This window comes from Micromonospora sp. NBRC 110038 (assembly GCF_020884815.1).
Taxonomy (GTDB): Bacteria; Actinomycetota; Actinomycetes; order Mycobacteriales; family Micromonosporaceae; genus Micromonospora; species Micromonospora haikouensis.
Genome location: NZ_BBOL01000007.1, coordinates 274848 through 296086 on the forward strand (window position 1 = coordinate 274848; position 21239 = coordinate 296086).

Annotated in this window: 21 protein-coding genes; 4 read left to right on the forward strand and 17 right to left on the reverse strand. The window is 74.2% G+C overall.

Translation table 11 applies throughout. The features are described from left to right. Positions 1-16: 16 nt before the first annotated feature. Positions 17-1564, reverse strand: coding sequence for an AMP-binding protein (locus tag LPU61_RS24030; RefSeq protein ID WP_229406219.1), 1548 nt, complete (start codon positions 1562-1564; stop codon positions 17-19). 80 nt (positions 1565-1644) lie between these two features. Between LPU61_RS24030 and LPU61_RS24035 the strand changes: the two genes are divergently transcribed. Then, on the forward strand, positions 1645-2616 hold the full coding sequence (locus LPU61_RS24035; RefSeq protein WP_229406220.1) for an MBL fold metallo-hydrolase: 972 nt from the start codon (positions 1645-1647) through the stop codon (positions 2614-2616). Between the two features lie 18 nt (positions 2617-2634). Here LPU61_RS24035 and LPU61_RS24040 read toward each other — a convergent pair whose 3' ends face one another. From LPU61_RS24040 to LPU61_RS24090, 11 genes are read right to left on the reverse strand one after another with little or no spacing between them, the layout of a single operon-like run. Then, positions 2635-4236: a class I adenylate-forming enzyme family protein gene (locus LPU61_RS24040; RefSeq protein WP_052503746.1), complete on the reverse strand. Its 1602-nt coding sequence runs from the start codon at positions 4234-4236 to the stop codon at positions 2635-2637. After that, positions 4233-5759: a class I adenylate-forming enzyme family protein gene (locus LPU61_RS24045; protein ID WP_229406221.1), complete on the reverse strand. Its 1527-nt coding sequence runs from the start codon at positions 5757-5759 to the stop codon at positions 4233-4235. The genes LPU61_RS24040 and LPU61_RS24045 overlap by 4 nt, the downstream gene beginning before the upstream one ends. Continuing rightward, a complete protein-coding gene (locus tag LPU61_RS24050) occupies positions 5759-6256 on the reverse strand; it encodes a VOC family protein (RefSeq protein WP_043963091.1) in 498 nt (165 codons plus the stop codon). The genes LPU61_RS24045 and LPU61_RS24050 overlap by 1 nt, the downstream gene beginning before the upstream one ends. Before the next feature lie 38 nt (positions 6257-6294). Next, positions 6295-7212 carry an SDR family NAD(P)-dependent oxidoreductase gene (locus LPU61_RS24055; protein WP_229406222.1) on the reverse strand — a complete coding sequence of 306 codons (918 nt, stop codon included), beginning with the start codon at positions 7210-7212 and terminating at the stop codon, positions 6295-6297. Further along, positions 7209-8393, reverse strand: coding sequence for an acetyl-CoA acetyltransferase (locus tag LPU61_RS24060; protein WP_229406223.1), 1185 nt, complete (start codon positions 8391-8393; stop codon positions 7209-7211). The genes LPU61_RS24055 and LPU61_RS24060 overlap by 4 nt, the downstream gene beginning before the upstream one ends. Beyond that, positions 8383-9855, reverse strand: a complete 1473-nt coding sequence (locus LPU61_RS24065; protein WP_229406224.1) for a zinc ribbon domain-containing protein — start codon at positions 9853-9855, stop codon at positions 8383-8385. Before LPU61_RS24065 ends, LPU61_RS24060 begins: the two co-directional genes overlap by 11 nt. Before the next feature lie 11 nt (positions 9856-9866). Further along, complete coding sequence (locus tag LPU61_RS24070) at positions 9867-10658, reverse strand: ABC transporter ATP-binding protein (protein WP_043963088.1); 792 nt, start codon at positions 10656-10658, stop codon at positions 9867-9869. Next, positions 10655-11542 (reverse strand): ABC transporter permease, encoded by an 888-nt coding sequence (locus LPU61_RS24075; protein WP_043964476.1) that lies wholly within the window; start codon positions 11540-11542, stop codon positions 10655-10657. Before LPU61_RS24075 ends, LPU61_RS24070 begins: the two co-directional genes overlap by 4 nt. Before the next feature lie 5 nt (positions 11543-11547). Continuing rightward, positions 11548-12471, reverse strand: a complete 924-nt coding sequence (locus LPU61_RS24080; protein ID WP_229406225.1) for an ABC transporter permease — start codon at positions 12469-12471, stop codon at positions 11548-11550. Continuing rightward, the gene (locus LPU61_RS24085; protein WP_052503742.1) at positions 12468-13313 is read right to left on the reverse strand and encodes an ABC transporter ATP-binding protein; all 846 of its coding nucleotides are present in this window, start codon (positions 13311-13313) and stop codon (positions 12468-12470) included. Before LPU61_RS24085 ends, LPU61_RS24080 begins: the two co-directional genes overlap by 4 nt. Positions 13314-13315: 2 nt before the next feature. Next, a complete protein-coding gene (locus LPU61_RS24090) occupies positions 13316-14842 on the reverse strand; it encodes an ABC transporter substrate-binding protein (RefSeq protein ID WP_229406226.1) in 1527 nt (508 codons plus the stop codon). A gap of 189 nt (positions 14843-15031) precedes the next feature. Between LPU61_RS24090 and LPU61_RS24095 the strand changes: the two genes are divergently transcribed. The 3 genes from LPU61_RS24095 to LPU61_RS24105 are packed head-to-tail and all read left to right on the forward strand — an operon-like array spanning position 15032 to position 17096. Continuing rightward, positions 15032-15769 (forward strand): enoyl-CoA hydratase/isomerase family protein, encoded by a 738-nt coding sequence (locus LPU61_RS24095; RefSeq protein ID WP_229406227.1) that lies wholly within the window; start codon positions 15032-15034, stop codon positions 15767-15769. Further along, positions 15766-16584 (forward strand): VOC family protein, encoded by an 819-nt coding sequence (locus LPU61_RS24100; RefSeq protein ID WP_052503740.1) that lies wholly within the window; start codon positions 15766-15768, stop codon positions 16582-16584. Before LPU61_RS24095 ends, LPU61_RS24100 begins: the two co-directional genes overlap by 4 nt. Then, a complete protein-coding gene (locus tag LPU61_RS24105) occupies positions 16581-17096 on the forward strand; it encodes a flavin reductase family protein (protein ID WP_043963085.1) in 516 nt (171 codons plus the stop codon). The genes LPU61_RS24100 and LPU61_RS24105 overlap by 4 nt, the downstream gene beginning before the upstream one ends. Positions 17097-17224: 128 nt before the next feature. Here LPU61_RS24105 and LPU61_RS24110 read toward each other — a convergent pair whose 3' ends face one another. From LPU61_RS24110 to LPU61_RS24130, 5 genes are read right to left on the reverse strand one after another with little or no spacing between them, the layout of a single operon-like run. Continuing rightward, the gene (locus LPU61_RS24110) at positions 17225-17713 is read right to left on the reverse strand and encodes a MaoC family dehydratase (protein ID WP_229406228.1); all 489 of its coding nucleotides are present in this window, start codon (positions 17711-17713) and stop codon (positions 17225-17227) included. A 55-nt stretch (positions 17714-17768) separates the two neighbouring features. Beyond that, positions 17769-18512 carry an enoyl-CoA hydratase/isomerase family protein gene (locus tag LPU61_RS24115; RefSeq protein WP_229406229.1) on the reverse strand — a complete coding sequence of 248 codons (744 nt, stop codon included), beginning with the start codon at positions 18510-18512 and terminating at the stop codon, positions 17769-17771. Beyond that, a complete protein-coding gene (locus LPU61_RS24120) occupies positions 18509-19465 on the reverse strand; it encodes a zinc-binding dehydrogenase (RefSeq protein WP_229406230.1) in 957 nt (318 codons plus the stop codon). The genes LPU61_RS24115 and LPU61_RS24120 overlap by 4 nt, the downstream gene beginning before the upstream one ends. Next, the gene (locus LPU61_RS24125; RefSeq protein WP_043963082.1) at positions 19462-20172 is read right to left on the reverse strand and encodes a nitroreductase family protein; all 711 of its coding nucleotides are present in this window, start codon (positions 20170-20172) and stop codon (positions 19462-19464) included. The genes LPU61_RS24120 and LPU61_RS24125 overlap by 4 nt, the downstream gene beginning before the upstream one ends. Beyond that, positions 20169-21161 carry a nuclear transport factor 2 family protein gene (locus LPU61_RS24130; protein WP_229406231.1) on the reverse strand — a complete coding sequence of 331 codons (993 nt, stop codon included), beginning with the start codon at positions 21159-21161 and terminating at the stop codon, positions 20169-20171. The genes LPU61_RS24125 and LPU61_RS24130 overlap by 4 nt, the downstream gene beginning before the upstream one ends. Positions 21162-21239: the final 78 nt, after the last annotated feature.

The following is a 21239-nucleotide window of genomic DNA, read 5'->3' on the forward strand; positions in this document are numbered from 1 at the left end:
TCGTCGTCGATGCCGCTCACGCCGAGAGCTCCTCGGAGCGCGTGAGCCGGGCCTTGTAGAGCTTGCCGTTCGGGTCGCGCGGCAGGGCGTCGCGCACGACGTACGACACCGGGCGCTTCGGCTTGGCCAGCCGCTGCGCGAGGTGGTCGCGCAACGCCGCCACGGCCGCGTCGGCGTCGGGCGCGGTGTCGGCCAGCACGACGTGCGCCTGCGGCACCTCGCCGAACTCCTCGTCGGGCACGCCGACCACGCCGGCGTCGACGACCCAGTCGTGTTCGAGCAGCGCGGCCTCGATCTCGGCCGGGTAGACGTTGACGCCGCCGACGAGGATCAGCTCGGCCGCGCGGCCGGTGATGTAGAGGAAGCCGTCGGCGTCGACGTGGCCGACATCCCAGACGGTCATCAGGCCGTCGCGGCGTGCGCCGTCGGTCTTGCCGGGGTCGTTGTGGTACTCGACCCGGTCGTCGCCCTGGCGCATGTAGACGATGCCGGTCTGCCCGACGGGCACCTCGTTGCCCAGCTCGTCGAGGATCTTCAGCGTGGAGATCGAGGCCGGGCGGCCGACCGTGCCGGGGTGGGCGAGCCACTCGTGGGGGCGCGCGATGGTGGTGCCGACCTCGGTCGAGCCGTAGTACTCGTAGACGACGGGGCCGAACCAGTCGAGGATGCGCTGCTTGACCTCGCGGGGGCAGGGCGCCGCACCGTGCAGCACGTAGCGCAGCGTGGAGACGTCGTAGGCGTCGCGCACGTCGGCGGGCAGTTGCAGCAGCCGGTAGAAGTGCGTCGGCACCATGCTGGTGCCGGTGACCCGCTGGTCCTGGACCCGCCGCAGGAAGCCCTCCGGCGTCCAGCCGTCCATCAGGACCAGAGTGCCGCCGGCGTGCAGCGCGCCCATGGCCGGGGTGATGTTGGCCGAGTGGTACATCGGCGCGGAGACCAGCCAGGACGCGAACGCGGGGCGTTCCATCCCGAACTCCCGGAACAGCCAGACGTACGTCAGCGCCCCGGTGTCGGCGTCGACACCGCTGAGCGGCCGTTTGACGCCCTTCGGGCGGCCGGTGGTGCCCGAGGTGTACATCATCAGGGAGCCGGCCGGCGTGTCCTGCGGGCTCGTGTCGGGCATGCCCTCGGTGAGCGCCGACAGTGGCCGGGCCCGGCCCGTGCGGGGCGTGCCGTCGACGAACACGTCGATGTCGGGGGTGGCCCCGGCGGCGGCGACCACCACGTCCTCGACGCGGGCGGAGCCGACGACCACCTTCGCGCCGCTGTCGGCGAGGATGTAGCCGACCTCGGGCGCGGTGAGGTGGTAGTTGAGCGTCACGAGGTAGAGCCCCGACTGCATCGCCGCGAGATACAGCGCCACCATGCCGGCGCTGTTCGTCATGACCGCCGCGACCGTGTCGCCGGCCTGGAGGCCCGCCCGGGTGCGCAGGCCGTGCGAGATCCGGTTCACCTCGGCGAACAGCTCGCCGTAGGAGATCCGCCGATCGTCGGCGGTCACGATCGCGCACAGGTCCGGTTCGGCGACGGCCCACAGCCGAAACCCCGTCCGCTCCTCGCTCATCGGACTCCTTGAATTAAATTCCGACCATCCGGTATGTTGTTGTCACACAGTAAGGGAGCCGTCCGACGATGTCCATACCCGTGAGCGACGCACACGCCGCCAGCTACCGCGCCCGCCAGGTGCCGGCCCCCGTCCAGGTCGCCGACGGCGTCTGGGGCATCCCGATCCCCCTGCACGGCAGCGCCCTGCGCTACGTCACCGTCTACCTGGTCGACACCGGCGACGGCCCGGTCCTCGTCGACGCCGGCTACGACCACCCGACCTGCTGGGCGTCGTTCCAACGGTCGGTCGAGTCGCTCGGCCACCGGGTCGAGGCCATCACGACCGTCCTCCTCACCCACAACCACCCCGACCACGTCGGCTTCGCCGCCCGCCTGCGGGAGGTCTCCGGGGCGCGGATCGTCATGGGACGCGCCGACGACTTCGCCACCGCGCACCGCACCCGCGGCACCTTCCTCGCCCAGCTCCGCGCCGCCCTCGACCTCACCGGCGCGCCGGCCGACGTCGTCGACGGCATGTACGCCGACGCCGTCGCGGTCGCCGAGCACCACGAGACGCTACGGCTCGACGTCGCCCTCGACGCCGACACCGAGTTCCGCTTCGGCGACGTGACCATCCACGCCGTGCCCGCCCCCGGGCACACCTACGGGCACACGGTCTACTTCGACGCCCGCGGCCTGGTCTTCACCGGCGACACGATGATGGCCGAGGGGCCGACCCAGCTCGCGATCGTGAGCCGGCCCGACGACGACCCGGCCGGCGACCTGCTCCGTTCCCTGGCGCGCATCCGCGACCTCGGCGCGGCCATCGCCTGCCCCGCCCACCAGTTCCCCTACCGGGACGTGGCGGCGCGCGCCGACGAGCTGTCGGCCTTCCACCGGGGCGAGGTCGACCGGGTCCGGGACCTGGCCGGCGACGGCGCCGACGCGTGGACGCTCGCGCCGCGTATGCCGTGGCGCAAGCCGTGGGACGACCTCGGCCGGGGCACCCGGCGCTTCTCCCTGATGCACACCCTCGCCCTGCTGCGGCACGTGACCGGTGCCGCCCGCTAGGCGTCGGCGGCCGGCGCGTCAGCCGCGCCCGGACTCGGCGTACGCCCAGTCGGGGCGCAGGTCGGCGCGCAGCTGGCGCAGGGTCCGCTTGAGCACCTTCCCCGACGGGTTCGTCGGCAGCTCCGCCACCAGGTAGACCTCCTTCGGCACCTTGAACCGGCCGAGCCGCTGCCGGGCGTACGCGATGAGGTCCTCGGCCTGAAGCCCCGGCCGGCCGACCACGAACGCCACCGGCACCTCCACCCACACGGGGTGCGGCGCGCCCACCACCGACGCGGCCAGCACGAGCGGGTGCCCGGCGAGCACGTTCTCGATCTCGGCGCTGGCGATGTTCTCCCCGCCGCTGCGGATCATGTCCTTGAGCCGGTCGCGGATGTAGAGGTAGCCGTCGGCGTCGAGGCACCCGACGTCGCCGGTGTGGAACCAGCCGTCGCGGAACGCGGCCCGCGTCGCCTCCGGGTCGTCGAGGTAGCCGGGGCTGACCTTCGGCCCCCGCGCCACCACCTCGCCGTCCTCGCCGGCCGGCACGTCGCGGCCGTCCGGGTCGACCACCCGCACCTGGACCCACGGCACCGGCAGGCCGACCGAGCCCTGCTTGGCCTCCTGGTGGGCGGCGTCGAGGTAGGTCAGCCCGCTGCACGTCTCGGTGAGGCCGTAGCCCTCGATCAGGCGCGCGTTGGGGAACAGCCCCCGCGCCACGGCGAACAGCGCCGAGGTCACCTGCGAGTAGATGACCCAGCGCACCGAGGACAGGTCGGCCGCGACGCCCGTCGCGCGGCGGAGCATGTCGAGCATCGTCGCCGCCATCACCATCCCGGTGATCCGTTCCGCCTCGATCGCCCGCAGCACGGCCGCCGGCTCGAAGCGCCGCAGCAGCACCATCGTGCCGCCGACGTGCCAGATGCCGTAGCCGGGCAGGTCGGTGCCGCCGACGTGGTAGAGCGGGGCGAAGTTGAGGATCCGGTCGCCGGGGCGCAGCCCCAGCTCCACGATCTGGGCGTGCATGTTCATGTTCACGTTGCCGTGGGTGAGCAGGACGCCCTTGGGCAGGCTGGTCGTGCCGGAGGTGTAGACGATCCGCTGCAGGGCGGCGTCGTCCAGGTCGGCGTCGGCGACCCGGGCCCCCCGGTGGGCGTCGATCAGCGCCCGCAGGTCGAGCCAGCCGTCGCCGATCGGTTCGAGGGCGAAGCGGCGCACGCCCGCGAGGCCGGCTTCGGCCAGCGCGGCCTCGGTCGGCCCGGCTTCCGTCAACGCGGCTTCGGTCAGGGCGGCCTCCGTCAACGCCGCGAACTCCGGGACGGTCGCGACCGCCTGGACCCGCGCGTGCGCGAGCAGCCGCGCCAGCTCCCCCGCCGTCAGCCGGTAGTTCAACGGCACGAAGACCGCGCCGAGCTTCGCCAGCGCCAGGGACAGGAGGAGGAACTCCGGCACGTTGTTCGCCACGATCGCCACCCGGCTGTCCCGGCGTACCCCCTCGGCCGACAGGCCCGCGGCCAGGGCGTTGACGTCGGCGTCGAGCTGCCGGTGCGTCCACCGGCGGCCCTCGAAGACGAGCGCGTCGGCGTCGGCGAAGCGCCGGGCGTTGCCGGCCAGCATCGCGGCGATGTTGGCGGTGCTCACCCGGCCACCCCCGGGCCCTGGCGCAGCAGCGTCTTGAGGACCTTGCCGGAGTCGTTGCGCGGCAGCGCGGCGACGATCTCGACGTATTTCGGCACCTTGTACCGGGCCAGTTCGGCCCGGCAGTGCCCGCGCAGGTCCTCGGCGGCGGTGGCCGCGCCGTCGCGCAGGACGACGAACGCCTTCGGCACCTCGTCCCACTGCGGGTCGGGGACGCCGACGACGGCGACCTCGGCGACGTCGGGGTGCCGGGCGAGGACGCGTTCGATCTCGGCGCTGGCGATGTTCTCCCCGCCGGACTTGATCAGGTCGGCGCGGCGGTCGACGAACCACAGGTAGCCGTCGGCGTCGATCCGCCCGACGTCGCCGGTGAGGAACCAGCCGTCGCGGCGGGTCCGCCGGTTGGCCTCGTCGTCGTTCCAGTAGCCGGGCGAGACCTTCTCGCCGCGCACGACGATCTCCCCCGCCACGCCGGGGGCGACGGGCCGGAAGTGCTCGTCGACGATCCGGATCTGCACGCCGGGGAACGGCGCGCCGAGCGCGCCCAGCTTCGCCTCCTCGTGGGCGGCGTCCAGGTAGCAGACGCCGTTGCACAGCTCGGTCATGCCGAACGTGTCGACGAGGCGCACGTGGGGCAGGCGGCGCTTCACCTCGCGTCGCACGCTCGGCGCGACCCCGGCGAAGAGCAGGTAACGCAGCGCGGCGAGGTCCGGCGGGTCGGGCAGGTCCAGCACGCCGAAGAGGATCTGCGCGGCCAGCACCATCCCGGTGATGCGTTCCTCGGCGGCGATGCGGGCGATGTCCGCCGCCTTGAACGTCGGCGTGAGCACCATCGTCGCGCCCGCCACGAACGTCGCCAGCCCTGGCGCCTCCAGGCCGCTGACGTGGAACAGCGGCGCGGAGACCAGGATCCGGTCGGCGTCGGTCAGCTCCAGTTCGAGGACCTGCGCGAGGTGGTTCGCGGCGAGGTTGCCGTAGGTGTGCACGACCCCCTTGGGCCGGGCCGTGGTGCCCGAGGTGTAGAGCAGCCGGTGCACGTCGGCGGGGCCCTTCTCGGCGTCGGCGACCCGCACGCCGGCCGGCTGCCCGGCGAGCAGGTCGGCCAGCCGCCGCGCGCCGCCGACGACCCGTTCGCCGTTGGCCACCAGGGTCCGCAGCCCGGTCGCGGTCGCCAGCCGGGCCGCATCGTCGGCGAAGTCGTCGTCGTAGAGCAGGCCGGTGACGCCGGCCTGGTCGAGGACGTACGCCTGCTCGGTGACGTGCAGCCGCCAGTTCAGGGGCACCGAGATCGCGCCGATGCGGCTGAGCGCGAGCAGCTCGATGACGTAGGTGGCGGTGTTGCGGCCGAGCACGCCGACCAGGTCGTCGGCGGTGATGCCGGCGGCCAGCAGCGCCGCCGCGTGCCGGTCGACGTCGGCGTCGAGCGCGGCGTACGTGAACCGGCGGTCGCCGTCGACGAGGGCCTCCCGGTCGGCGCGGCGCAGCGCCTGCCGGCGCAGGTGCCCGGTGACGTTGCTGGCGGCCATCAGTTGCCGCCGCCGTCGCGCCGCCGGGCCAGGATCTCCTCCCGGGACGGCAGCGACACGAACTCCAGCAGGTTGCCGTCGAGGTCGCGGGCCGCGAACGCGGTGATGTGCCCGTAGTTCTCCAGCAGCACCCGGTTGGGGGTGGTCAGGCAGTCGGCGCCCAGGTCGACCAGCCGCTGGTGCAGCTCGTGGATCTCGTCGAGCGGCACCTCGAAGCTGAGCAGGAAGGGCCCCAGCTCCAGGTGGCCGCCGGTCGCCGTCCGGGTCGTCGCGCCGTTCCACTCGATGAGTTCGAGCTGGCCGACGCGGCTGGGCCCCTGCAGGTACTGGACCTTCCCGGTGGTGCCGGCGGGCAGGCCCAGCGACACCTCGATCCCGGGGCCGCCGACGTCGGTGCGCAGCGTCCTGCGGTAGCCGAGGGCCCGCTCGTAGAAGTCCGCGGCCCGGTCGACGTCGGAGACGGTGATGGCCACGTGGTGCACTTCGCTGACCGGCATGGTGACTCGCTTTCTGTGTGATCCTGGTCCGCGCCGGCTCAGGCCGGTCCGGTCGGCCCGCCCAGGACCCGCTGGATCAGCGTGACCTCGTCGGCGCCGCTGTCGGGCACGACGAAGTCGTCGAGCCGGCAGATGTCGTCGATGGACCCGTCGATGTCGTCGGGGGTGGCCGGCTCGGGCCCGCCGTACCAGCCGGGGGTGACGCCGAGGAAGATCCGGCCGACCCGGCCGCCGCCGACGGTGAGGATGTGCCGGTTGATCCGGCACCGCTCGGAGGCGAGGTACGTCGCCACGGCCGCGACGTGGCGCGGGTCGAACCGGTCGGCCAGGTCGCCGAGGAGGTTCTCGGTCATCCGGGTCGCCGCAGTGGGCGCGATCGCGTTGACCAGGATGCCGTGCCGGGCGCCCTCCAGCGCGAGGACGTTCATCAGGCCGATCAGTCCGGCCTTCGCCGCGCCGTAGTTGGCCTGGCCGAAGTTGCCGAACAGCCCGGACGACGAGCTGGTCAGCACGATGCGGCCGTAGCCGCGCTCGACCAGGTGCGGCCAGGCGGGACGCAGCACGTGGAACGCCCCGGCGAGGTGCACGTCGAGCACGGCGGTGACGTCGTCGTCGCCCATCTTGGCCAGCGTCCGGTCACGCAGGATGCCGGCGTTGTGGATGACGGCGTCGAGGCGGCCGTACGCGTCGACGGCGCGGCGCACGAGGTTCGCGCCGCCCTCGGCGGTCGCCACCGAGTCGGTCGAGGCGACGGCGGTGCCGCCGGCCGCGCGGATCTCGGCGACGACCTGCTCGGCCGCGCCGGAGGAGCCCGACCCGTCGACCGCGCCGCCGAGGTCGTTGACGACGACCGCCGCGCCCCGCTCGGCGAGGCTGAGGGCGTGGGCCCGGCCGATGCCGTTGCCGGCCCCGGTGACGACGACGACCCGGCCGTCGAGGGTGACCCGGGCGCTCATCGCTCGTTCCCGAGGACCGCCACGAACGCGACGGAGGAGCCGGGCTGCCCGCCGAGGTTCTGCGCGACCGCCAGCCGGGCGTCGGGCACCTGCCGGCTGCCGGCCTCGCCGCGCAGCTGCGTGAAGCACTCGAACATCATCCGCAGGCCGGTCGCGCCGATCGGGTGGCCGAACGACTTGAGGCCGCCGTCGGTGTTGACCGGCAGCGCCCCGTCGAGGTCGTAGCGACCGTCGAGGATGTCGCACCAGGCCTTGCCGCGTTCCGAGAACCCGAGGTCCTCCATGAGCACCACCTCCGTCGGTGTGAAACAGTCGTGCACCTCGGCCAGGGAGATCTGCGTGGCCGGGTCCGTGACGCCAGCCTGCTCGTAGGCCTGCCGGGCCGCCGCGACCACCTCCGGGAAGGTGGTGAAGTCGTACCCGTCGGTGGCCAGCCCGGCCCCCGACCCGGCGACGAAGCCCATCCCCCGCAGGTAGACGGGCCGGTCGGTGTAGCGGTGGGCGTCCTCGGCGCGGACGAGGATCGCGGCGGCGGCACCGTCGGAGACGCCCGAGCAGTCCATGACGCCCAGCGGGCCAGCCACGCGCGGGGAGTTCTCCACCGTCTCGGCGGTCACCGCCTTGCGGAACTGGGCGCGCTCGTTGCGCGCGCCGTTGGCGTGGTTCTTCACGGCGACCCGGGTCAGGGCGTCGCGCATGCCGCGCGCGTCCACCCCGTACGCCCGCTGGTAGGCGGGGACGAGCAGGGAGAACCCGCCGGGCGCGGTCCAGTCGACGTCGGTGCCGTCGGCGGGCGGGTAGACGGCGGACAGCCCCGAGTAGGAGGAGTCCTTCAGCTTCTCCACCCCGGTCGCCATGACCATGTCGTACGCCCCGGACGCGACGGCGTAGGCGGCGTTGCGGAACGCCTCGGAGCCGGTGGCGCAGTAGTTCTCGACGCGGGTGACGGGCTTGCCGGTCAGCCGCAGCGGCCGGGCGAGGGTCTGCCCGGACAGGCCCGAGCCCTGCGTGCCGACCCAGAACGCGTCGACGTCGTCGAGGGTGACGGCGGGCAGCGACCCGACGCACTCCCGCACCGCGTCGACGAGCAGGTCGTCGGCCGAGGCGTGCCAGTGGTCGCGGAACGGGGTGCAGCCCATCGCGACGATCGCGACGTCGTTGACCGTGCGCCTACTGGCCATCGGTGGTGTCCTTTCCGGGCGGGGCGTCCTGGGGTGCCGGGCGGAGCTTCCAGAAGTAGTTGTGGATCGCGTCGGTGGTCCACAGCCGCCGGAAGGTCGGCGTCATCGCCATGCCCACCGTGACGTCGGCGGGCGCGACGTCGGTCGCGTACGCGCTGAGCCGGCCGCCGCCGTCGACGTCGGCGACGACGACCGCGACCTCCGGCTCCGGCATGGTGGTCAGGTGGTCGCGGGTCACCGACACGACCCGGGCGGTGCGCTCGCGCAGCGAGACCTTCCCGGTCGCGTCGGGTGCCCCGGCGATGCCGCAGGCGGCGCAGACCCGGCCGGGTGGCGTGGTGACCGCGCCGCAGGCGCCGCAGCGGCTGCCCTCCAGCCGGTACTTCCAGCCGGCGCGGCGGTGCATCGGCGGGGCCGCCGGGGCGGGTGCCGCCGGGCGGGCCGGGCCCTGCACGTCGAGCAGCCCGCGCCAGCGCAGGTAGCGGCCGTAGCCGAGGGGCTGCCGCGCGGCGAGCTGGTCGCGCACGGACGGGCCGCCGCGCGCCGCGCGTACCCCGTCGCCGACGGCGAAGACGAACGCGTCGGCGCCCTCGGTGGCCGACAGCAGCAGGATCGTCTGACCGGGACGGGCCTCGTCGAGCGCGGCGGCGAGCAGCAGCCCGGGGTGGGCGACGCCGGTGAAGCCGGTGGCCCGCTCGATCGTCGCGTCCCGGCCGTCGCCGCCCAGCGCCCGGCGCAGCGCCGCCGCCGCGCGGGGGTTCGACGACGACACGACGACGGTGTCGACGGCGTCGAGGGACGCCTCGGCCAGGGCGCGGCGGGCCGCGTCGAGGCCGGCGGCGGCGAGGACCTCGGCGGTGAACCGCTCGTCCCAGACCCGGTCGTGCCGCTCCCCGGGCAGCCGCCAGCGCTCCAGGACCTCGGCGGTGCGGCCGGCGCGGGCCAGGAGCACGGCGGCGGCGTGCCCGCCGCCGACGAGGCCGACGGCGGCGTCGCCCTGGGCCAGCTCGTCGGGCGCGCCGGGGCGGGTGGTGCGCAGGTCGGCCAGGGCGGCGGTCGCGCCGGCCCGGACGACGAGGTCGAGGGCGGTGGCGCCGCTGCGGTGCCCGCGCAGGTCGACCGCGCCGATCCCCGGGTCGAGCCCGAGGGCCTCGTGCACCACGCCGGCGGAGGTCTTCGCCTCGTACGGGGCGTTGGTGGTGGCGAACAGCAGTTGCCGCCCGGCCCCGGTGGTGGCGGCGGCGACGTGGCGCAGCGCCTCGACGGCCATCGTGACGGTGTCCTCGTCGAACGCGGCGACGCCCCGGGCCGGGCCGCCGGGCCGGGGCGGCCCGGTCGCGTCGAGTCGGTTGTCGGCGAGCACGTACGCCGGGAGGTAGGCCGCGTAGGCGTCGAGGCCGGGCTGCTCGGGCATGGGTGGCGGGTTCTCCTTCGGCTCCACGCGGTTCTGGTCGGGCTCCACGCGGTTCTCCTTCAGGTCCAGGAGGGGATGGCGGCGAGGAGCCGTCGGGTGTACTCCTGCTGCGGCCGGTCCAGCACGCTCGCGGCGTCGCCGGCCTCGACGACCCGCCCGCCGCTCATCACGGTGATCCGGTCGCAGAGGTCGCTGGCCAGCATCAGGTCGTGGGTGACGAACAGCAGGCCGATGCCGAGCTCGTCGACGAGGGTGCGGAACAGGCCGACGACCTTGGTCTGCGTCGTGACGTCCAGGGCGGTGGTGCACTCGTCGGCGATCACCAGGGCGGGCCGGGTGACGACGGCGAGCGCGATGGCGACCCGCTGGCGCAGGCCGCCGGAGAGCTGGTGGGGGTAGCTGTCGAGGACGCGGGCCGGGTCGGCGATGCGCATCTGCTCCAGCACCTCCAGCGAGCGGCGGCGCACCTCGGCCCGGGTGATGTCGCGTACGTGCCGGCGCAGCACCTCGGCGAGCTGGGTGCGGACCCGCATCAGCGGGTTCAGCGACCGCGACGCGTCCTGGAAGACCATGCCGACGGCGCTGCCGCGCACCCGGTCGGTGCGGTCGACGCCGGGGGACACCACCACGTCGCCGGCCAGCGTGACGGAGCCGCGCTCGACGCGGACGTTGCGGTCGAGCAGCCCGACGACGCAGCGGGCGAGGGTGGTCTTGCCGCTGCCGGACTCCCCGACGACGCCGACGATCTGGCCCCGGCGGATCTCCAGGTCGACGTCGTCGAGCAGGCGCAGGTCGCCGGAGGAGAGCCGGGCGGTGACGGCGAGGCCGTCGGCCTTCAGCAGTACGCTCATCGGCGCGCCTTCCGGGGGTCGTGGTGGGTGAGCAGCGCGTCGCCGAGCAGGTTCACCAGCAGCACCAGCAGCGTGATGGCGAGCCCGGGGAAGAAGGCGATCCACCACGCCTGGCTCAGCTCGTCCTGGCCGGACGCCAGCATCGAGCCCCAGCTGTTCATCGGCGGCACCACGCCCAGGCCGAGGAAGCTCAGCGCGCTCTCGACCAGGATGGCCGTGCCCACCTGGAGGGTGCCGAGCGCGACGGTCGTGCCGGCCAGGTTGGGCAGGATGTGCCGGAAGACGATCCGGGGTTCCGACGCGCCGGCCGCGCGCAGGCCGAACACGAACTGCCGCTCCCGGATCGCCATGGTCGCCGAGCGGGTGACACGGGCGCACACGGCCCAGCCGGTGAGCGCCAGCACGAGGAACAGCACCGGCAGCGAGCTTCCCCGGTTCGCGATGATCGCGAGGGCGACGAGGATGAACGGCAGGGCGAGCTGGGCGTCGATGAGCACCGAGATGACCCGGTCGACCCAGCCCCGGAAGTAGCCGGCGAGCACGCCGAGCAGCGTGCCGGGGCCGATGGCGACGAGCGCGCCGACCAGGCCGATGACGATCGTCAGGCGGCCGGCCGTGACGAACTGGGTGAGCACGTCCTGGCCGAGCTTGTCGGTGCCGAGGGGGTGCGCCCAGGTGCCGCCGGGCAGGAAGGCCGGCGGCTGCCGGGTCGCCGCCAGGTCCTGGCCGGCCGCCGGGAGCAGCCCGGTCAGCGGCAGCACGAAGACCCCGACGGAGACGACGGCCAGCGGCAGGGACAGCCAGAACACGGAGGTACGCGCGCGCCGGCCGGGCCGCCGGGGCGGCGTCCCCGCGGCGGTCGGGTCGAGTTCGAGTTGGCTCACGCCGGTCACCTCACCCTCGGGTCGACGATCGAGTGCAGGACGTCGACGATCAGGTTGAGCAGGACGAAGACCAACGCGCCGAAGACGACGATCGCCTGCACGAGCGGGAAGTCGCGGAACTGGATGGCCTGGAGCGCGAGCTGCCCGAGGCCCGGCCAGGAGTAGACGTACTCGACGGCGACCGCGCCCGAGAGCAGGATGCCGGTCTGCAGCACGACGATCGTCAGGATCGGCATCATGGCGTTGGCGAACGCGTGCCGCCACACGACCCGGCGGTTGCCGAGCCCCCGGGCGCGGGCGGAGTCGATGTAGGGCTCGGCGAGGGCCTCGCTCATCGAGGCGCGGGTGAGCCGGGCGATGTGCGCCATCGGGTAGACCGACATGGTGAGGGCGGGCAGGATCAGGTGCTTCGGGGTGCCCGACTGCCCGGCGGGCAGCCAGCCGAGCTTCACGGCGAACAGCACCACGAGCATCATGCCGAACCAGAAGACGGGCACGGACTGCCCGAGCAGGGCGAGGGTGGAGGCGGCCCGGTCCCACCAGGTGCCCTCGCGGGTCGCGGCGAGCACGCCGAGGGGCACGCCGACGAGCAGGGCGAGGCCCATGCCGGCGGCGACCAGTTGCAGCGTGTACGGCAGCCGGTCGGCGATCATCGACGTGTTGGACTGGTAGAACTGCAGCGACTGGCCGAGGTCGCCGGTGAGGACGCCCCGCAGGTAGTCGAAGTACTGCACGACCAGCGGCAGGTCGAGGCCCAGCTCGTGGCGCAGCGCCTCGCGCTGCTCCGGCGGAGCCAGCGGCCCGAGGATGGTCGCGGTGGGGTCGCCGGAGAGGCGGCCCAGCAGGAACGCGAGGCTGAGGGCGATCAGCAGCGACGCGAACAGGGACGCGAGCCGGCTGCCGACCCGGCGGACGGTGCTGGCCTTCATCGGCGGGACCTCCAGCGCGCTCCGGGCATGGCGGCGAGCAGCTCGCGGGTGTAGTCGTTCTCGGGGGTGACGAAGACCTGCTCGCAGGGCCCCGACTCGACGACCCGGCCGCGGTACATGACGTGCACGACGTCGCAGAGCGAGCGGACGACGGCGAGGTCGTGGCTGATCATCAGCAGCGCCGCGCCGGTGGTGGCGCGGATCTGCCGGAGCAGGGCCAGCACGTCGGCCTGGACGGAGACGTCGAGGCCGGAGGTCGGCTCGTCGGCGACGATGAGTCGCGGGCGCATGAGCAGCGCGCGGGCGATGCAGACCCGCTGGGCCTGGCCCCCGGAGAGCTGGTGCGGGTAGCGGTCGAGCAGCTCGGGGGCGAGCCGGACGCTGCCGAGCAGCTCGGCGTCGCCGATCCAGGAGGTGCGCTCGGGTTGCAGGGTGCGCAGCTCCCGCAGCCCGGACCGCACGGACTGCCGGGGGTCGAGGGAGCCGTGCGGGTCCTGGAAGACGACCTGCACCTCGGGCCGCAGCCGGCGCAGCCGCGTACGGCTGATCTCCGACAGGGAGTGGCCGAGCAGCCGGATGTCGCCCCCGCCGCGCGGGCCCAGCGCGGTGGCGGCCATCGCGAGCGTCGTCTTGCCGGAGCCGGACTCGCCGACGACGGCGACGCTCTCGCCGGCGTCGATGCGCAGCGACACGTGGTCGACGGCGCGGAAGACCTGGCCGGTGCCGCGGTCGCGGTGCTCGACGACGAGGTCGTCGACCACCAGCACGGGGGTGTCCGTCTCCGGGGTGCGGGGGTGCCGGGCGGCCTCGCCCGGCACCCCCTTGCGCACTGCCTCGGTCATCGTCAGCGGGTCGTCTTCGTGAAGTCCACGGTGTTCAGGGGGCCGAACACCACGCCGGAGACGCCGGGGGCGGTCGCGTAGTTGAACACCTGCCGGTACAGCGGCACGTAGCAGTGCTTGTCCACGACGCCGATGGTGTTGAGCTGGTCGTAGATCGGGGCGGCCTGCTCGGCGCCGTCCTGTTCCAGCGCCTGCTGGGCGAGTTCGTCGATCTTCGGGTCCGGGCAGTTGCCGGTGATCGACTTCGTCTTCAGGAAGCCGCTGACGAAGTAGTCCGGCACGGCGACGTTCGGCACCCCGGCGAAGATGGAGATGCCGGGCACCTGGCGGCCGATGATCCGCTTGACGAGCGTGCCGTAGTCGAGCGGCACGTACGTCACCTTGAAGCCGGCCTGTTCGAGGCTGCCGCCGACGGCCTGGGCGACCTCCTCGATGTTGGTGTACTGGGCCGCCGGGTAGCTGATCTGCACGGCCGGGGCGGCGGAGCCGACGAGTTCCTTCGCCCGGGCGGCGTCGGCGGTCACGCTGCGCGACGGCTGCTGGCCCGGCTTGACGTTGAGCAGCCCGGCGTCGGCGACGGCCTGGCCGTCGAAGATGCCCTTGACGATCGCGTCGCGGTCGATGGCCAGGGCGGCGGCCTCGCGCAGCTTCGGGTCGTCGAAGGGCGCCTTCGTCGAGTCGAGGAACGCGATGATCTTCATGGCGGTCTCGGTGCTGACCACGTCGACGCCGGCGCTCTTGGCCGCGCTCGCCTGCGCGGGCGGCAGGTCGAAGGAGATGTCGACGCTCTTGCTCTGGATCAGCGCGAGGCGCTGCGCGGCCTCGTTGGCCCAGGTGAAGGTGATGCCGTCGTTGGTGGCCTTCGTGCCCCAGTAGTCGGGGTTCTTCTTGACCGAGATGTCGCGGCCGGCGTTCGCGCCCGCCCACACGTACGGGCCGGTGCCGACGGGGGCGGCGGCGAAGCCCTCCGAGCCCTTCTCCTGGTAGTACTTCGGCGGCACCAGGTAGACCGTGGTGAGCAGGTCGGGGATGTTGTACTGCGGGGTCTTCGTCTTGACCACGACGGTGGTGGCGTCGGGCGCCTCGATCGCGGTGACGTTGGTGAAGTAGGACTTGAGCTGGGAGGCGGCGGCGTCGCGGGTGAGCGTGATGGTGTTCGCCACGGCCGCGGCGTCGGCCTTCTCGCCGTTGCTGAAGGCGATGTCGGGCCGGACCTTGAAGGTCCAGGTCGTCGCGTCGGTGCGCGTCCAGCTCGTGACCAGGCCCGTGTCGGTCGGGGCGAGGTCCTTGTCGGTGTTGATCAGGGGCTCCAGCATCGTCGCCCAGACGATCTGGGCGGAGCGCGCGCCGACGATCGGGTCGAGGGTCGCCGGCTGGGCGGCGAGCAGCGCCCGGATGGTGGCCGAGCCGGACGACCGGGCGTCATCGGAGTCGGACCCGCCGCACGCGGTGAGGCTGGCACTCGCGACGGCAAGGGCGGCGGCCACGGCGAGGGACCGCCGGGAGCGCAGGAATTTCGTGATCATCATGGGCGTCCTTCAGAGGCGATGGACCCGTCATGTCTCGGCCTGGGCCGGCGGTGACGTTCGCCACAAAGTACCGACCAGCCGGTATCAAGTCAACGGGTCGAGCGGGTATCTCGTCCGTGACGTTCGTGTGTCAAAGGGCCGCCCGCCAGGGGCGTTGTATTCATACCGACCGGTATGTATGATGCGGCGGTGACCATCACCCTCACCCATGGGCACGACGGCCGCGTGGCGCACGTCCGCTACGACAACGCCGCGCGCGGCAACTGCGTCGACGACGCCGCGCTACGGGAACTCGTCGACACCATGACGGCCGCCGCCGCAGCCGAGACCTGCGTGGTGATCCGCCTCGACATGGCCGGGCGGCACTTCTGCGGCGGCTGGGACACGTCGTCCTTCGCCGGGCTGGCCGGCGCGACCCGCGAGGCGGTCTCCGCCCGGCTGCGCGGCAGCGACGCGGCGCTGGAGGAGATCCGGCGGCTCCCGGTGCCCGTCGTCGCCGCCGTCCGGGGCCACGTCATCGGGTTCGGCGCGGGCCTGCTCGACGCCGTGCACCTGCCGGTCGCCGCCGCCGACGCCCGGCTGTCGCTGCCGGAGGCCCGCTTCGGCTTCGCGCCCGCCGGGGTCGGCCACACGATCGCCCGGGCCCTGCCCCGGGCGCACGCCTACCACCTGCTGACCGGCGCGGCGACCGCCACCGCCGCCCAGCTGCACGCGTGGGGCCTGGTCGCCCGGGTCGTCCCCGACGCCCACCTCGACCGCGAGGTCGACGACCTCGTCGACTCGCTGCTCGCGCTGCCGCAGGGCACCCTGCGGGCGGTGGTCGAGGTCGTCGAGTCAAGCCTGGCCACCGGCGCCCCCGACCACGCGTACGACGTGTCGGCGCACACGATCGTCGCCGGCCTCGCCGCGCGGGCGGTGTCCGGGTGAGCCGGCCGTTCCGGCCCGGCGAGGCCGTCTGGGTGGAGCTGTGCACCCCGCATCCCGAGCGGGCCGAGGCCTTCTACGGCGCCCTGCTCGGCTGGACGGTCCGCGCGGAGCGGCTGGGCGCCACCACCTACCGCATGTGCGGCGTCGCCGGGCGCGACGTCGCCGGCATCTCCGACGCCGCCGCCCTGCACGGTGGCCGCCCCCGGGGCTGGCTCACCTACTTCGCCGTCGACGACGTCGCGGCGTCGACGCGGCAGGCGGTCGCGCTCGGCGGGGAACTGGTCACGCCCCCGCGCTACCTGCCCGCGGCCGGCACCGGCGCGGCGGTCGTCGACCCCTTCGGCGCGGCCTTCGGCCTCTACCAGGGCGAGTCGCGCGCCGGCGTCCAGGCCCTCAACTCGGTCGGCGCGCTGTGCTGGAACGAGCTGGACACCGGCGAGCCCGCGCGGGCGGTGGCCTACTACCGGGCCCTGTTCGGCTACACCACCCGCCAGCGCGGAGACGCACCGACGGCCCGGCCGTACACGCTGCTGATGCTCGACGACGTCCCGGTGGCCGGCGTCCTCGAACTGGACAACGAGTGGCCCAACCTCATCCCGTCGAAGTGGATCACCTACTTCGCCGTCGCCGACCTCGACGACGCGCTGGCCCGGGTCGCCGCCCTGGGCGGCACCCCGACCGTCGGGCCGGTCGACAGTCCGCACGGACGCCTGCACCTGATCAAGGACCCCGGCGGACACACGCTGTGCCTCATCCAGCTCGAAGGCGGGCTGCGCCCCGCGCCCGACTCCTGCGACCCGGCGGTGACCCGATGATGGCCGAGCCCCTGTTCGACTCCGCCGAGTTCCGCCAGGTGTGCGGGCACTTCCCCACCGGCGTGACGGCCGTGACCGCCGTGACCGGCGCCGGCGAGGTCGCCGCGCTGACCGTGAACTCGTTCACCTCGGTCTCGCTGCGGCCACCGAAGGTGTTGTTCTGCGTCACCAGCCACTCGTCGAGCTTCCCGGTCCTGATGGCGGCCGACCGCATCGCGATCCACATCCTCAGCCAGAACCAGGAGGACGTGGCCCGGCGGTTCGCCACCTCCGGTCTGTCCGGCGCGCAGCGGCTCGACGGGGTGTCCTGGGTGCCCGGCCCCGACGCCGTCCCGCTGCTGCCCGGCACGCCGGCGATCCTCGCCGGCCGCCGCGACGAGGTGATCACCAGCGGCGACCACGTGATCGTCCTGCTGGACGTCGACCACGTGCACCTGAAGCCGACGGGCGTGCCCGCGCTGTCGTTCTACCGGGGCCGGTTCGTCGCCCCGTCGGACGCCGCGCCGGAGTGAGCGCGCCGGAGTGAGCGCGCCGGAGTGAGCGCGCCGGAGTGAGCGCGCCGGAGTGAGCGCGCCGGAGTGAGCGCGCCGACGCGACCCGGCGGGTCGCGTCGGCGCGGGACTCAGCCGCAGCAGCGGGCTCAGCCGTAGTAGCGGAACAGGATCTCGGCCACGCAGCAGGGCTGCGACCGGTCGGCGAACTCCACGACCACCGACGCCTTGGCCTGCACGCCGCCGGGCGAGCCGTCCTGCGCCGCCGGGATCGGCCGGGCCGAGACGAGGGTCGCCGTGCCCTGGATCTCGACGCCCGGCGGCAACGGCCGCACGAAGCGGACCCGGTCCAGGCCGTAGTTGACCCCCATCGAGTGCTCCCGCACCTCGAGGATGTCCGCGAGCAGGAGCGGGACGAGCGCCAGGGTCAGGAACCCGTGCACGACCGTCGTGCCGAACGGCCCCGAGCGCGCCCGTTCGACGTCGACGTGGATCCACTGGTGGTCGCCGGTGACGTCGGCGAACCGGTCGATCTGCTCCTGGGTCACCACCCGGGGCTCGCTCGCGCCCAGGTCCTGGCCGACGAGGTCGAGCAGGTCGCCCGGGGTGTTCACGATCGTCTTCTTCGCGGTGCGCATGGGTCGCTCCGTTCCAGCGTGTCGGTCGAGGGGTGCGGCGGGACAGGGCGGTGGGCTACGACGGGCTCCCCGGCGGGCCGGCCCGGCCCGCCGCCTGCTCCGCGACGTGCGCGACGAGGGTCTCCCACTCCCTCGCCCAGGCCGCGTCGGCGACGGCGGGCCGGGCGAGGCCGAGCATCCGGCGGACCGCCGCCTCGTCGCGGGCCGCGATGGTGGCCACCAGCGCGTCGACGTGCGGCACGAGGTCGGCGTCGGCGACGGCCTCGCTGACCAGGCCCCGGCGGGCGGCCTCGTCGGCCGTCCACGTCTCGCCGGTGACGAGCAGCCGGCGGGCCAGCGCCGGGCCGACGGCGAGCGGCAGCAGCACGCTGGATCCCCAGCCGGGGACCTGGCCGACGGCGAGGTGCCGGTCGCCGAGGCGGGCGCTGCCGGCGGCGACGGCGACGTCGCAGGCCAGCAGCAGTTCGAGCCCGCCGCCGAAGGCCGCCCCGTTGACCGCGGCGACGGTGGGCACCGGGGCCGCCCCGATCGCGCGCACGAGGCGGCGGCCCCGGTCGAGGAAGGCCCGCAGCGCGGGCTGGTCGCCGAGCAGGCCGGTGGCCTCCGCGAGGTCGGCGCCGGCGCAGAAGCTCCGGCCGGTCCCGGTGAGCACGAGCGCCCGTACGCCGGGATCGCCCGCACCGGCGAGCCACCGTTCGAGGCCGGCGAGCACCGCGCTGTCGCACGCGTTGCCCGCGCCCGGGCGGTCGATGCGGGCCCAGAGGGCGGGCCCGCGCCGGGTGACGACGACGGCGGTCATGTCAGGCTCACGCAGAGCTTGCCGAACGCGGTGCCGGCGAGCATCCGGGCGGCCTGGGCGCGGACGTCGGCGAGGTCGACGACGCTGTCGACAGCGGGCCGGATGCCGTGGGTGTCGACGTAGTCGACGAGGGCCCGGAACTCGTCGAGGGAGCCCATGGTGGACCCGTGGACGGTGATCTCCCGGGCGAACAGGCGCGGCAGGTCCAGCTGGGCGGTGAAGCCGCTCGTCCCGCCGCACACGACGATGACGCCGCCGGCCCTGGTCGAGCGCACCGAGTGCGCGAAGGTGGCGGGGCCGACGGTCTCGACGACGACGTCGGCGAGCTCCGGCACGCGGTCGCCGACGTCCAGGGCGACGGCGGCGCCGAGGGCGAGCGCCCGCTCGCGCTTGGCCGGGGAGCGGGAGGTGACGACGACGGTGGCGCCGGCCGCCACGGCGAGGCCGACGGCGGCGGTCGCGACGCCCCCGCCCGCGCCCTGCACGAGCACGACCCGCCCGGGCCCGACCGTGGCCTTGGTGAACAGCATCCGGTAAGCGGTCAGCCAGGCCGTGGGCAGGCACGCGGCCTCGGCCCAGCTCAACGCGGCGGGCTTGGGCACGAGGTGGCCCGCCGGCACGACGACGCGCTCGGCGAGGAGGCCGTGGCCGGCGTCGGGGAGCAGGGTCGCGTGGGTGACGGTGCGGCCGTCGGGCGCGGTGGGCAGCACCGGGTAGACGACGACGTCCCGGCCGTCGGCCACCCCGGCGGCGTCGCTGCCGATGACGTGGGGCCCGCCGTGGGGGCGGCCGGCGACGCCGCGCAGCGTCCAGATGTCGTGCATGTTGAGCGCGCCGGCCCGGACGTCGACGCCCACCCAGCCGGGGGGCGGCTGCGGGTCGGCGAGGTCGCCGACGCGGAGGGCCTCGACGGGGCGGTCGGCGCAGGGCTCGACGACGTGGGCGGCCCTCATGCCGGCGCGGATCCCGCCGGCTCGACGGGTCCGTTCCAGAACGCCACGTCCGCCAGGTCGGCGCGGGCGGCGGGGCGGAAGTCGAGGCCCCGGGTGTAGGCGACGGGGAGCAGGGTGATCGGCCGCCACTCGGCCGGCAGGCCGAGCACCGCCTGGACGCCGCTGGCCTTGTGGGCCAGGGCGGTGGCCAGCACCGAGCCGAGGCCCCGGGAGCGCAGCGCGAGCTGGAAGGACCAGGCAAACGGGAAGATCGAGCCGTAGTATCCCGACGCGGTGCCGCCGACCGGCCGCTGCGGCAGCGGCTTGGTGCTGCACAGGACGACCAGGACGGGCACCCGGTCGAGGTGGTCGACGAGGTACTTCACCGCGCGCAGGACCCGGGCCTGCCGCGCCTGGGCCTGCGGGTCGGCGCGGACGGTCGGCGACAGGCGGGTGGTGGTCGCCGCCTCGCCGCTGGCCAGGGGGCGCTCGACCGTCTGGTGCCAGACCTCGGTGTAGAGCCCGGACAGCTTCCGTTTGAGGGTGGGGTCGTCGACGGCGACGATGCGCCAGTCCTCGAGGTTGGAGCCCATCGGCGCCTGCTGCGCGAGTCGGAGGCACTCCTCGACGACGGCGCGGGCGACCGGCCGGTCGAAGTCCATCCGGCGGCGCACCGCGCGGGTGGTCGTCAGCACCTCGTCGATGTCGGTGATCACTCTGGCGCTCATCGGGGTTCCTCTCCCGTGCGGCGGCCGACCTCCGCGTCGAAGCCCATCAGGTCGGCGATGTGCAGGGTGTCGCAGTACTCCCGGACCTCGCCGATGCCGTCGGCCCGGACGTCGACGATCCACAGGTAGCGGTTCTGGTAACGGGCCCCGTCGGCGAGGACGGCGTCGCCTACAGCCTCGACGGCGACCAGGGTGTCGTCGGCGATCCAGCGGCGCGGGGTCACCGTGACGGCGGCCGACCGGTAGCCGCCGGCAGCGAGGCGCGCCCGCATGGCCGCGAGCTTCTCGGTCAGGGTGACGGTCCCGTGGAAGGGGCCGTTGGCGTGGATGTCGCCCCGCCGGTGCGGGCGACCGAGGCGGCGGTCGCGGCCGGTGTCGGTCCACCACGTGGCATCGCCGGTGAAGAGGCCGCCGAACGTGTCGAGGTCGCCCCGGGCCAGCGCCGGCCACATCGCCAGGGCCGTCGCCACGGCCGGCGGTGGGTCGCCGGGGTCGGGCGCGTCGCCGGCCACCGGGTGGTCGAGGCTGCTTCGGGGTACGGGCGCACCGCCGCCCACCACCTGCTGGGCGTGGACGGTGTCGAGGTACTCGCGGACCGAGACGACGGCACCGGTGGGGTCGACGTCGAAGACGAAACCGTACCGGTTGGCGTACTCGACGCCGCTGGCGTGCACGCCGTGCCCCTCGACCTCGATGACGCACGTGTCGTCACCGGCGACGACGCGGCGCGGGATCTGCCGGCAACCGGTCGGGAACGCGGTGGGGCCGAGCCGGCGCATCAGCGCGAGCTTGTCGTCCATCCGCATGACGCCGTGCAGCGGGAACCGGCCGCTTCCGTGGGGGGACAGTTGCGGGTCGCCGCCACGGCGGTCCGGGCCGGTGTCGACCCACCAGGTCGCGCCGGTGGCGCAGAGGCGGGCGAGGCCACCGAGGCTTCCCCGGTCGAGCGCGGAGATGAAGTCCATCCCCGCCCGTACGGCGCGTGTCACCCGACCCCCTACATACCGACTGGAAGGTATCTACCACGACCGGCGAGGCAACTCAAGGGCAGAGTTCATACCGACCGG